A 12,498-nucleotide genomic window follows, 5' to 3' on the forward strand; every position below is an offset into this window, starting at 1 on the left:
GGGTTCTTGATCCCCGGGGGGGGGGGGGGGGCGCGGGTGGGTAACTCCGGGCACTAATCCTGCGGGGGGGGGGGCCCCCACCCCGGGGGGCCGGCCTTGTGGGTGTGGGCGCCCCACGGCGCTCCCGCTTACACCAACGTGCGCTACCCCTTCCCGGTCGACCCGCCGCATGTGCCCTCCGACAACCCGACCGGCGACCACCGCCTCGTCTTCGACCTGCCCGACGACTGGTCTGCCGGGCCCGCCGTCCTGCGGTTCGACGGCATCGACTCCTGCGGGCGCGTCTGGCTCAACGGCGTCGAGCTGGGCGTGACCAAGGGCAGCAGGCTGCCCACGGAGTTCGACGTCGGCCCACTGCTGCGACGGCGCGGCAATCTGCTCGCCGTCCGCGTCCACCAGTGGTCCGCGGGCAGCTACCTCGAGGACCAGGACATGTGGTGGCTGTCCGGCATCTTCCGCGATGTCACCCTGCTCGCCCGACCGGCGGGCGGGGTACGGGACTTCACCGTCGACGCCGGATACGACCACCTCACCGCACGCGGCACGCTCTGCGTCGACGCCGACAGCGGCGTACGCGTCAGCGTCCCCGAGCTCGGCATCGTCGCCCTGCCCGCCGGTGAACAGGCCGAGATACCCGGTGTCGAGCCGTGGAGCGCCGAGGAACCCCGGCTGTACGAGGGCGAGATCCACACCGAGACCGAGCGCGTACCGGTCCGAATCGGCTTCCGCACCGTCGCCGTCAAGGACGGCCAACTCACCGTCAACGGCCGCCGCATCGTCTTCCGGGGCGTCAACCGGCATGAATTCCACCCCGAGTCGGGACGTGTCGTACCCCGCGAGTTCGCCGTCGCCGACATCGAGCTGATGAAACGGCACAACGTCAACGCCGTCCGCACCAGCCACTATCCGCCCGACTCCGCGTTCCTGGACCTGTGCGACACCTACGGACTCTGGGTCGTCGACGAGAACGACCTGGAGACCCACGGCTTCTCCGCACTCGACTGGCGGGGCAATCCCAGCGACGACCCCCGGTGGGCGGACGCCATCGCGGACCGTATGCGCCGCATGGTCGAGCGGGACAAGAACCACCCCTCGGTCGTGATGTGGTCGCTCGGCAACGAGGCGGGCACCGGCCGTAACCTCGCCGCCGCCGCCGAGTGGACCCACCGGCGCGACCCCACCCGCCCCGTGCACTACGAGGGCGACACCGACTGCTCGTACACCGACGTCCACAGCCGGATGTACGCGAGCCACGAGGTGGTGGACCGTATCGGACAGGGCGTCGAAGGGCATCAACGCGTCCGTGAACGGCCCTTCATCCTCTGCGAGTTCGGCCACGCGATGGGCAACGGCCCCGGCGGCCTGCTGGAGTACCGCGAGCTGTTCGAACGCCACCCGCGCTGCCAGGGCGGCTTCGTCTGGGAGTGGCTCGACCACGGGATCGCCCGGCGCGACGACCAGGGCCGCGCCTACTTCGCGTACGGCGGCGATTTCGGTGAGCCGCTGCACGACGGCAACTTCGTCATCGACGGACTGGTCCATCCCGACCGCACCCCGTCGCCCGCCCTCGCCGAGTTCGCGAAGGTCTTCGAACCGGTGCGGATCGCCGGAGCCGACGGCGCGCTGCGCGTCACCAACCACTACGACCTCCTGTCGACGGCCCATCTCGACTTCTCCTGGGTGCTGGAGGAGGAGGGGATCGAGGTCGCGCGGGGCCCGCTCACCGTGCCGCCGGTCGCCGCGGGCGGCGGCGCCGACCTGCCCCTGCCCGACCTTCCCCCCACCGGCGCGGAGAGCTGGCTCACCGTACGGGCCGCGCTCGCCGCCGACACCGCGTGGGCGCCGGTCGGTCATGTGGTGGCCTGGGGCCAGACGCGCGTCGCCGGCGAACCGGCCACCGCCACCCCGGCGTCCGGACCGGCCACCGCCACCCCGGCCACTGGACCGGCCGCCCTCCGACCGGCCACCGTCACCCCCGCCTCCGGCGCGGCCCCGCGGCTGAGCGGCGCCTCGCTGCGCCTGGGACCCGGCGAGTTCGACCCGGTGACCGGACGGCTCACCGCACTCGGCGGCCTGCCCGTCGACGGGCCCCGGCTCGACCTGTGGCGTGCCCCCACCGACAACGACCGCGGCTCCGACGACCCCGAGGAAGCCCGGTGGCGGGCCGCCGGCCTGCACCGGTTGCAGCACCGCGTCGTCGGCGTCGAACCCCTCGGCGACGCCCTCCTCGTACGCACGCGGGTCGCCCCGCCCGGTCTCGGCTTCGGTATGCGCGCCGACTACCGCTGGAGCGGGGACCTCCACCGTCTGCGGCTGGAGCTGGACGTCGAGCCCGAGGGCGACTGGCCCCCCACACTGCCGAGGCTCGGTGTGCGCATGGCCCTGCCCGCCGCGCTCGACCGCGTCGAGTGGTTCGGGCGGGGACCGGGTGAGGCGTACGCCGACAGCCGCCAGGCCGCCCGGATCGGCCGCTTCACCAGCACCGTGGACGCCCTTCAGACCCCGTACGTCTTCCCGCAGGAGAACGGGAACCGTATCGACCTGCGGTGGCTGAACCTGACCTCCGCCGACGGCGCGGGCCTGCGCGTCGACGGTGAACCGGCCTTCGCCTTCACCGCCCGCCGCTGGACCTCCGAACAGCTCGACGCCGCCACCCGCGCCACCGACCTCGTCCCCGGCGACGGAATCGTCCTCAACCTCGACCTCGCGCAGAACGGACTCGGGTCGGCCTCCTGCGGCCCCGGCGTCCTGCCCCGGTACCGCCTGCACCCGGACAGCGCCTCCCTCACGCTCACCTTCACCCCCTCGGACCCGCGCACAGAGGAGACACCGTCCCGATGACCGCCCGCGCCCACGTCCCCACCGTCTCGCTCGTCCCGCACACCCATTGGGACCGCGAATGGTACGAGCCCTTCCAGCGTTTCCGGCTGCGTCTGGTCGATCTGCTCGACGAGGTCCTGGACCGGGCGGAGGCGGACGAACGCTTCCGCTTCACCCTGGACGGCCAGATGGCCGCCGTGGACGACTATCTGGAGGTACGCCCGGAACACCGCGACCGCGTACTGAGGCTGGTCCGGCGCGGCCAACTGGCCGTCGGACCCTGGCAGATCCTCCTCGACGAGTTCCTCTGCTCCGGCGAGAACATCGTCCGCAACCTGGAACTCGGCCACCGGCGCGCCACCGAACTGGGCAGCCCCATGCCCGTCGGCTACCTCCCCGACATGTTCGGCCACTGCGCCCAGATGCCGCAGATCCTCTCCGCCGCCGGTCTCGACCACGCCTGCGTATGGCGCGGAGTCCCGGCGGGCGTACCCGGCCACGCCTTCCGCTGGCAGGCACCCGACGGCAGCTCCGTACGGACCGAATACCTCGCCGGCGGCTACGGCAACGCCGCCTACGTCTTCTCCGACCCCGGACACTTCGCCGCGCGCATGGCCGACCTCGGCAGGCGGCTGACACCCGACTTCGGCACCGACCCGGTCCTCGCGATGTACGGCACCGACCACTCGGCCCCGGTCGGCTCCCTCGTCAAGCTGGTCGCCGACCTGGACCCGGCGGAGGTCGACGTACGGATCACCACCCTCGCCGAGTACATCGGTGAACGCGACCCCCACGACCGGTCGTTGCCCGTCGTGGAAGGCGAACTGCGCAGCCACGCCCACGCGAACATCCTGCCCGGTGTGCTCTCCGTACGCCCTCATCTGAAGCAGGCGCTGGCACGCTCCGAGCGTCTTGTCGAGCGCTACGCCGAGCCCTTCGCCGCGCTCTGGTCCGCCGAGTGGCCCGGGAAGCTCCTCGACATGGCCTGGTGGCGGCTGATCGACGCCTCGGGCCACGACTCCGTCACCGGATGCGGCGTGGACGAGACGGCCACCCAGGTGTTCGCCCGTATCAGCGAGGCCGGACACCTCGGTCAGGCCGTACGGGACAGGGTCGCCGGGGGCCTCGCACGGAAGGTGTCGCGGGACGCCGTACTCGTACTCAATCCCACCCCGGCCGTCCGGGAGGACCTGGTCACCGTCGATCTCGAAGTCCCCGACGAGTGGGAGGACATCGCGGTCGAACTGCCCGACGGCAGCAGGCTCCCCGCCCAGACCGACGTGCGCGCGGAGCGGATTCTGCTCTCCGAGGCCATGCCCGGTGAGGAACTGCCCGCCTTCCTGCCACGCGTCCACGGGCGGGAGCTGTTCGGCAGCGAGATCACGCACTGGAGCTGCGACAACGAGCGGCGCGTACTGGAATTCGGCGTGGCCCGCCACGGCGGCGACGCACCCTTCGACGTGGAGGCCGTCCGCGCCGCAGTGACAGGCGCGAGCGGCGACTGGACGGTCCGCATCACCCGGGCCGCGCATCGCACGGTCACCTGTCTGGCCCGGGTACCGGCACTCGGCTGGACATCGCTGCGCCCGGTGCGGGGCGGCCGGCCCGTCGAGCGGACGGACGCGCGACCCGAGGCGGGGCCCGTACGTGCCGAGGGCCGGACCCTGTCGAACGGCCTGGTCACCGTCACGGCCCTGGACGACGGCACGCTGCGCGTCACGGCCGCCGACGGGACCGTACTCGACGGCGTCGGCCGCATCGTCGACGGAGGCGACCGGGGCGACAGCTACAACTACGCCCCGCCCGGCACGGACCGGCTCGTCGAGACCCCCCGCTCGCTGCGCGTCTCCGCCGCCGTCGGGGGCCCGCTGCGTGCCTCGCTGACCGTGGAGCGCGTGTACGACTGGCCCGAGGCCGTGGACCGGACGGCCGACCGGCGTACGGCCACGACCCGGCGGGGGAGTGTCCGCCTCGATGTCGAACTACGGGCGGGGGAGCCCTTCGTCCGTCTCGATCTGACCCTGGACAACGCCTCGCTCGACCACCGGGTGCGCTGCCATGTGCCGCTCGCGAGGCCGGCCACGTCCTCGTACGCCGAAGGGCAGTTCGCGGTGGTCGAACGCGGGCGCACCGCGGAGGGCGGCTTCAGCGAGCGCCCCGTCCCGACGTTCCCGGCGCACGGCTTCGTCGACGCGGGCGGTGCGGGACTGCTGCTGACGCAGGCCTGCGAGTACGAACTCCTGGACGGTGAACTCGCGTTGACGGTCCTGCGCGGCACCGGGTGGCTCAGCCGCAACATCCATCCCTACCGCGCGGAGCCCGCCGGGCCGCAACTCCCCGTCCCGGCGGCCCAGATGACGGGTACGAGCACCGTCTCCTTCGCCGTGCTGCCGCACAGGGGCGACTGGCACGAGGCGGGACTCGTCGAGGCGGGCGAACACTTCCGCCACCCGCTGCACGCCGCACCCGGCACGGGGCCGCTCGAAGCCCCGCCCACCTCGGGGAGGGGCCCCTCGGTCGAGGGCGCGGTCATGACCAGCCTTCGCCGCCGTGACGGAGAACTGGAAATGCGCCTCGTCGCGGCCTCGCCGGAGCCGGTCACCGCTGTCGTTCGCGGCGCGTTCGCGGGCGCCCGCCGAGTCGGTCTTCTCGGCGGCGACGACAGCCGTACGGAGCCCGCCGACGAGCCGGCTGTCGACGCCGGAACCGTCCGGATTCCCTTGCGGGCCTGGGAGATAGCGACGGTGCGCCTCTCCGGGTGAGCCGCTCTCCGGGCATCACACCACCCGCACGACATGCTCTCCACGGACGCCGCCCGCCGTAAAGGGCACGGTGGGCGGCGGCGATCCCGATCATGGAGGGCCGCACGGCGAACTCGCGGGCACTCGGCCAGAATGGGTGGTCGTCACAGCGGACATGGCGCCCCCGCCACGGTCTGCCGGATCCTCCCGACCGAGGGGCTGTCGACACGGTGAAGGACCCCTCGATCGCCTCTGGTACCCCCCACTCTCCCGGAGCTCGACTGTGAGCGTCACACCCGCCCGTTCCCGCCGCTTCCTCGTCGCGGTCGCGGCCCTCACGGCCGCGTTGATCACGCCCCTCCTCGCCTCGTCGTCCACGGGTACGCGGTCCGCCGCCCCGTCCCCGCCCCCGGCCCACGCGGGGTTCGACTACCAGATCGGCGGCGGCTATCCGCCCCCGGCCGGGGTGGGCGTCGTCAGCCGGGACCGGGAGGACTCCCCGGCGCCCGGGCTCTACAACATCTGTTACGTCAACGCCTTCCAGGTCCAGCCCGACGAGCTGGACGAGTGGGAGCCGGACCTTCTGCTCCGCGACGGGAACGGCGACGTCATCATCGACGAGGAGTGGGACGAGGCCATCCTGGACATCGGCACCGAGGGCAAACGCGAGCGGATCGCGGCCAAGGTGAACGGCTGGATCGACGGCTGCGCGGACGACGGCTTCCAGGCCGTGGAGCCCGACAACTACGACAGTTACGAGCGCAGCCGGGGGCGGTTCGGCTCCTCCGCCGCCATGGCCTTCATCGCCCTGCTCTCGGAGCACGCGCACGGCGAGGGCCTGGCGATCGGCCAGAAGAACACCGCCGACCTCGCCGAGTTCCGCGACGGGGCCGGACTGGACTTCGCCGTCGTCGAGGAGTGCGGGGAGTACGAGGAGTGCGACTCCTTCACCGAGTACTTCGGCGACAACGTGATCGTCGTCGAGTACACGGTCAAGGGCCTGGCGACCGCGTGCGCGGGCTGGAAGGACAGGCTCAGCATCGTCCGCCGCGATCTGGACGTCGTCCCCGCCGGCGACGAAGGCCATCTGCGTCAGACCTGCTGACCGCTTCGCCACCGACGGTCCCCCGGATTGCCGACGCCGCCCGAATCCAGGATGACGGCGACCATGGGCCGGGTCCCTCGCCGCCGCACCGTCCGGGTGGCTCAGATGAGGGAGGCGCGGACGTCCGCGAGCGCCTCGTCCAGCGTGTCGGCGGTGTTCTCGTGCCCGCTGAATCCCTCGTCGTCGCCGGGGTCGACGGTCCAGCCCCAGCCGCTCTCCGGGTGTCCGTCGATCGTCGCGGCGTGCTCCCCCTTGGTGAGGGTGATCGACACATTGCCCGCCGGGAAGGTCGCCACCTCGGCGTGGGCGCTGTCGCCGAACGCGTGGTGGATGGCGTCGAGTGCTTCCTGCTCCGTGGTCATGACTGCTCCTGGATGTGGGGGACGGCCGATCACCGGGAGGTCCGGATCGGCGCTCGGTCTGGGGGCGGTTTCATGGTTACCCCAGTCGGTCGGTGAGACGACGGTCGACGCGCTGCCCGGCGCGGTTCGGACCGGCTCGGCGGACCACGGCCCCGGGAACGATGCGTCCACCCGGGACCGGACGGTTCATCAGTCCCTCCCCGGAGAGCCGGCGGCTTCGCCGCGACCACCCTTCCGGGGGACAGCGGGTCCGCCCGCCCGTTCGCGCACACCGCGAGGCGAGAGCCGTGCCCGAGGGGGTGACGTCGGACCGACTCGCCTCTAACATCCGATCTGTTGCTCTGGCAGGCGGTCAAATGTGGGAGCAAAGCCGCCAATTGGGGCTTCAGGGTCGGATGTATCCAGGGGATCGCCCGCGGAGGAGTGTCGGAATGCGCAAGCTGATCGGCGTCATGCTCGCCTTGCTGCTCGCGGCCGGAGCGGTCGCGACGAGCCCTCCCGCCGCCGTCGCCACCTCCGCGGACCTGCCCGAGGGCCCCTCCGTCCGAGGCATACCCGGCGCCATCGATCTCAGCGCCGACAGCGACCTCGCGGCCTGGCAGCGCCTTCAGTTCGGGATGTTCATCCACTGGGGCCTCTTCTCCGAACTGGGCGGTGTCTGGGAGGGCGAGCCGGTCACCTCCGGCTACAGCGAGCAGATCCAGATGTGGGCCGACATCTCCGAGGAGGAGTATCTGGACGTCGCCGCCCGCTTCCGGCCCGACCGCTTCGACCCCGCAGGTATCTGCTCGCTCGCGAAGCGGGCCGGGATGCGGTACGTCGTCATCACCAGCAAGCACCACGACGGCTTCTCCATGTTCGACACCGCCACCACCGGCTACGACGTGACGGACGCGACCCCCTACGGCAAGGACCCGCTGAAGGCCCTGGCCGACGAATGCCGAAGCCAGGGGCTGAAGTTCGGCTTCTACTTCTCCCTCGTGGACTGGCACCAGGGCCATGAGTTCGACGGCGGCAACAACAATCCGATCCCCGCCTCGATGGAACCCGTGATCAAGGCGCAGCTCCGCGAGCTGATGACCGACTACGGCGACATCGCCGAAGTGTGGTTCGACATGTCGTCACCCACCGACGCGCAGAGCGAGGAGTTCGCCGGCATCGTCCGCGAACTCCAGCCGAGGGCGGCGGTCAACAGCCGAGTGTGGAACAACAAGGGCGACTTCCGCACCCTCGGCGACAACGAGATCCCGTCCGTCGCCCTCGACGGCGCCTGGCAGACCCCCGCGTCCATCTACCACGACACCTGGGGCTACCGCAGCTGGCAGGTCCGTGACGACCTGCCCGGCAAGATCCGGGACCTCGTCGTCGGACTCACCGGAGTACGGGCCCGCGGCGGCAACTATCTGCTCAACATCGGCCCGCGCGGCGACGGTTCCGTGGTCGAGTTCGAGGCCGACGTCCTGCGCGGGATGGGCGACTGGCTCGACCGCCACCCCGACGCCGTGCTCGACGCCTCCGCCACCCGGTTCGGCGGCCAGCCCTGGGGCGAGGTGACGGTCAAGGACCGCGACCTGTTCCTGCACGTGACCGACTGGCCCGAGTCGGGGGAACTGCGCCTGCCCGGCCTGGCCACCTCCGTGACCACGGTCGGCGAGGACGGCGCGCGGCAGCGGCTCGACTGGCGCCGGGACGGTGACGATCTGATCGTCACGCTCCCGGGCACGCCGCTCGACCAGGTGCTCCCCGTGATCAAGGTCGAACTCGGCGGCGAACTCCGCGTCGTCCCGCCGGGCACCGTCTCCCTCGGCCGCGCCGACTCCGGCGGCAACGGCGCCGTGGTCCTCGGCGCGGGGGACTTCGAGGACGGCTACAGCTACGCCGACGACGGCAGCTACCCCAGCACCCGGCGGACCACCGTCCGCCACACCGGTTACGTCACCGCCGACCACGCCGGACAGGTCTCCCTGGCCGTACAGGGCGAGGCCCGCCCCGACGCGCTCTACCGCGTCCGGGTCGGCGAGCGCACCCGGCTGGTGAAGGGCGAGGACCTGACCCGGGAGGCGATCGGCCCCTTCCCCGTACGACCCCGCCAGGTCACCCCCGTGACCCTCACCCTCGCGCGGCCCGAACACGCGGGCGAGGACCTCGGGCTGAGTCTCGACGCGGTGCTCGTCGCGCCCACCGGAAGCGTCGTCTCCTGGGCCCGGGCACCGGAGCGGCTCACGGTCGGGACGGTGACCGGCGTTCCGGTCCATGTGACCAACCTCGGCCGCGACACGGCGCGCGGCACCCTCGCGCTGCGGGCACCCGACGGCTGGACCACCGGCGGAGCGGTGACGTTCAGCGGTCTGACGACCGGCCGTACCCACACCGTCACGGCCCCGGTGTCGGTACCGGCCGACTCCACGACCGGCCCGGCCGGTCTGGAGACCGTGCTGACCGGCGCCGGACGGCGGGTCCTGGAACTCACCGGCACTGTCGACGTCGTCCTGCCCAACGTGGCGCGCGACCGGACGGCCACCCAGTCGAGCACCGCGTGGGACGGGGTCGCGAGCCGCGCGGTGGACGGGAACACGGCCGGGGACTACCTGCGCGACAACACCACCACCCACACGGCCGAACCGTCCGACCAGGCCTGGTGGCAGGTGGATCTGGAGCGTTCCCACACCATCGACACGGTCGAGATCTGGAACCGTACCGACTGCTGCGCCGAACGCCTGGCCGACTACTGGCTGCTGGTCTCCGACACCCCGTTCACGACCGACTCGCTGGACGAGGCGCGCACCGCGCCGGGGGTGACCGCCGTCCATCGGGAGGACCGGGCGGGCCGCCCCACGGCCGTGGATCTCGGCGGAGCGAAGGGCCGCTACGTACGGGTGCAACTGGCGTCCGCGACGAACCCGCTGTCCCTGACGGAGGTCGTGGTCCGGGCCCGCCGGAGCGAGTAGGAACGGGGTGGCCGAGGGGGCTCAGTACCGCTCGGCCACCCAGTCGTACCAGTCGCGCATGCCCTCTCCGGTGGTCGCCGACACCGTCAGCAGCCGCAGGCCCGGGTTGACCGAACGGGCGTACTCCTCGCAGCGTGCGACGTCGAAGTCGACGTACGGCAGGAGATCGATCTTGTTGATGATCACCAGATCCGCGGCGGCGAACATATAGGGGTACTTGAGCGGCTTGTCCGTGCCCTCGGTGACCGAGATGATCACGACGCGGCTGCCCTCGCCGAGGTCGAAGAGCGCGGGGCAGACCAGATTGCCGACGTTCTCGACCAGGACGAGGGATCCGGACACCGGGGCCAGGGTGGTGAGCGCGTCCCGCATCATCTCCGCGTCGAGATGGCATCCCGCGCCGGTGTTGACCTGGACGACGGTGCTGCCCGCGCGTCTGATCCGGTCGGCGTCGAGCATCGTCTCCTGGTCGCCCTCGACGACGGAGACCGGGCGCAGCCCGGCGAAGTCCCGGATGGTGCGTTCGAGGAGGGTGGTCTTGCCGGCGCCGGGCGAACTCATCAGGTTCACCGCCACGATGCCCCGCTCGGCGAGCCACGAGCGGTTACGGGCGGCCAGCTCCTCGTTCTTGGCGAGGACCCGCTGTTCGAGGGTGACGGTCTCGGGGCCCTCCTCCGCGACGCGGATCGCGACCGGCGCCGCGTGGCCGTGGTGCGGCTCGGCGTGCTCGTGGACGTGATCGTGCGCCTGCCCGGGACCGTGCGTGTGTCCGGGCGCGTGCTCGTGCTCGTGATCGCCCTCGTGCGGAGGGGAATGAGGTAGGGCGATCCGCGTCCCGGTGCCGCCTTCGCTTCCGCCCGAGCAACCGCACGTACCGCACATAGGTCAGCCCACTCTCATGGAGACGATCTGGAGTTCCTGTCCCGACGTGATCTCCACATCGGCGCTCCCGCACGGACACAGCAATACAAGATCCGCCAGCGTGAAGTCCTCCGAACACGCCCGGCAGCGGGCCGTTCCCGGCGGCTGTTCGATTTCGAGCGACGCGCCTTCCGCGACCGTGCCGGCCGTGGTCAGATCGAAGCAGAAACGCATGGAGTCGGGCACCACGGCGGTCAGCATTCCCACCCTGACACTGACGGTACGTACCCGTTTTCCCGCCGCCCGCTCACATACCGCGTCGACAATGCTCTGTGTGATCGACAATTCGTGCACCGACCGACCGGCCTTCCTCAAGTCACCCAACCGGACCAGAATCGCCGGGCGCAAAAGCAGGGCCGCCCGGACGAAACTCGTGTTGACAGAACGCTCAGCCGGATCCTAGATGGTAGCAATGTGAGTGACGCCACACCCATGGGATTCATGGGTATCGGGTGGGCCAATCCCGGAAGGCAGCGGTGCTATGCCGACAGAAGCGGCGAAAAAAGCCGAGGACACGTTGATCCACGTGCTGTGGATCAATGCCGGACTGAGCTGTGACGGGGATTCGGTCGCGCTGACCGCGGCGACCCAGCCCAGCATCGAGGAGATCGCACTCGGCGCGCTGCCCGGTCTGCCGCAGATCGCCGTGCACTGGCCGCTGATCGATTTCGAGTGCGGCCCCAACGGCGGCGCCGACGATTTCCTGGAGTGGTTCTTCAAGGCCGATCGCGGCGAACTCGAACCCTTCGTCCTGGTCGTCGAGGGCTCGATTCCCAACGAGCGGCTGCACGAGGAGGGTTACTGGTGCGGCTTCGGCAACGACCCGGCCACCGGTCAGCCGATGACCACCAGCGAGTGGCTCGACCGGCTGGCGCCCAAGGCCACCGCGATCGTCGCGGCCGGCACCTGCGCCACGTACGGCGGCATCCACGCCATGGCGGGCAACCCCACCGGTGCCATGGGAGTCCCCGACTACCTGGGCTGGGACTGGAAGTCCAAGGCCGGGATCCCCATCGTGAACGTCCCCGGCTGCCCCATCCAGCCGGACAACCTCTCGGAGACGCTCACCTATCTGCTCTACATGGCCACCGACCAGGCCCCGATGATCCCCCTCGACGACGAGCTGCGGCCGACCTGGCTGTTCGGCCAGACCGTCCACGAGGGCTGCGACCGGGCCGGGTACTACGAGCAGGGTGACTTCGCCACGGAGTACGGCTCGCCCAAGTGCATCGTCAAACTGGGCTGCTGGGGTCCCGCCGTGAAGTGCAACGTGCCCAAGCGCGGCTGGATGAACGGCATCGGCGGCTGCCCCAACGTCGGCGGAATCTGTATCGGCTGCACCATGCCCGGATTCCCCGACAAATTCATGCCGTTCATGGACGAGCCCCCCGGCGGGAAACTCTCCACGAATGCCGTTGGAATGTACGGGGCGACGATGCGCCGACTGCGTCATCTCACCACCCACACGCTCGACCGTGAACCGAAGTGGCGTAAGCGCGGCAAGGAACTCACCACCGGCGCCACCCGCACCTGGTAATCCTGCGAAATGCCCCATCGGCCGGCGACCCGGCGGCCGATGGGGCACTCACCTGGAAACCACC

At 71.1% G+C, this 12,498-nt stretch carries 7 protein-coding genes and 1 pseudogene; 5 read left to right on the plus strand and 3 right to left on the minus strand.

What is annotated here, in order from left to right; all coding sequences use genetic code 11:
- Window positions 1–90: 90 nt before the first annotated feature.
- The 3 genes and pseudogenes from ACFWU9_RS22455 to ACFWU9_RS22465 all read left to right on the plus strand — a co-directional run.
- A pseudogene (locus tag ACFWU9_RS22455) lies at window positions 91–2,841 on the plus strand (glycoside hydrolase family 2 TIM barrel-domain containing protein); the annotation flags it as partial.
- A complete protein-coding gene (locus tag ACFWU9_RS22460) occupies window positions 2,838–5,582 on the plus strand; it encodes an alpha-mannosidase (protein WP_384321059.1) in 2,745 nt (914 codons plus the stop codon). The pseudogene ACFWU9_RS22455 and the gene ACFWU9_RS22460, both read left to right, overlap by 4 nt.
- A 262-nt stretch (window positions 5,583–5,844) precedes the next feature.
- Window positions 5,845–6,666: an endo alpha-1,4 polygalactosaminidase gene (locus ACFWU9_RS22465; RefSeq protein ID WP_384321061.1), complete on the plus strand. Its 822-nt coding sequence runs from the start codon at window positions 5,845–5,847 to the stop codon at window positions 6,664–6,666.
- Window positions 6,667–6,767: 101 nt separating this feature from the next.
- Here the strand turns inward: ACFWU9_RS22465 and ACFWU9_RS22470 are convergent, their stop codons facing one another.
- Entirely contained in the window at window positions 6,768–7,028 is a 261-nt protein-coding gene (locus tag ACFWU9_RS22470) for a hypothetical protein (RefSeq protein ID WP_384321063.1), read from the minus strand.
- Window positions 7,029–7,459: 431 nt separating this feature from the next.
- Here ACFWU9_RS22470 and ACFWU9_RS22475 point away from each other — a divergent pair, with 431 nt between their 5' ends.
- Entirely contained in the window at window positions 7,460–9,976 is a 2,517-nt protein-coding gene (locus tag ACFWU9_RS22475; RefSeq protein ID WP_384321065.1) for an alpha-L-fucosidase, read from the plus strand.
- A 21-nt stretch (window positions 9,977–9,997) separates the two neighbouring features.
- Here ACFWU9_RS22475 and hypB read toward each other — a convergent pair whose 3' ends face one another.
- Together hypB and hypA are read right to left on the minus strand one after the other, a co-directional pair.
- The gene (gene hypB, locus ACFWU9_RS22480; protein WP_384321067.1) at window positions 9,998–10,858 is read right to left on the minus strand and encodes a hydrogenase nickel incorporation protein HypB; all 861 of its coding nucleotides are present in this window, start codon (window positions 10,856–10,858) and stop codon (window positions 9,998–10,000) included.
- A 3-nt stretch (window positions 10,859–10,861) separates the two neighbouring features.
- Window positions 10,862–11,191, minus strand: coding sequence for a hydrogenase maturation nickel metallochaperone HypA (hypA, locus tag ACFWU9_RS22485; protein ID WP_384321069.1), 330 nt, complete (start codon window positions 11,189–11,191; stop codon window positions 10,862–10,864).
- 187 nt (window positions 11,192–11,378) lie between these two features.
- Between hypA and ACFWU9_RS22490 the strand changes: the two genes are divergently transcribed.
- Window positions 11,379–12,434, plus strand: coding sequence for a hydrogenase expression protein HypE (locus ACFWU9_RS22490; RefSeq protein ID WP_384321071.1), 1,056 nt, complete (start codon window positions 11,379–11,381; stop codon window positions 12,432–12,434).
- Window positions 12,435–12,498: the final 64 nt, after the last annotated feature.

It is taken from the genome of Streptomyces sp. NPDC058653 (assembly GCF_042716895.1).
Lineage (GTDB): Bacteria > Actinomycetota > Actinomycetes > Streptomycetales > Streptomycetaceae > Streptomyces.

What these genes read in the sequence shown, in the direction of transcription:
- ACFWU9_RS22460 (WP_384321059.1), top strand. Translation starts at nt 2,838, where the DNA reads ATGACCGCCCGCGCCCACGTCCCCACCGTCTCGCTCGTCCCGCACACC.
- ACFWU9_RS22475 (WP_384321065.1), top strand. Translation starts at nt 7,460, where the DNA reads ATGCGCAAGCTGATCGGCGTCATGCTCGCCTTGCTGCTCGCGGCCGGA.
- ACFWU9_RS22490 (WP_384321071.1), top strand. Translation starts at nt 11,379, where the DNA reads ATGCCGACAGAAGCGGCGAAAAAAGCCGAGGACACGTTGATCCACGTG.
- hypB (WP_384321067.1), bottom strand. Translation starts at nt 10,858, where the DNA reads ATGTGCGGTACGTGCGGTTGCTCGGGCGGAAGCGAAGGCGGCACCGGG.
- ACFWU9_RS22470 (WP_384321063.1), bottom strand. Translation starts at nt 7,028, where the DNA reads ATGACCACGGAGCAGGAAGCACTCGACGCCATCCACCACGCGTTCGGC.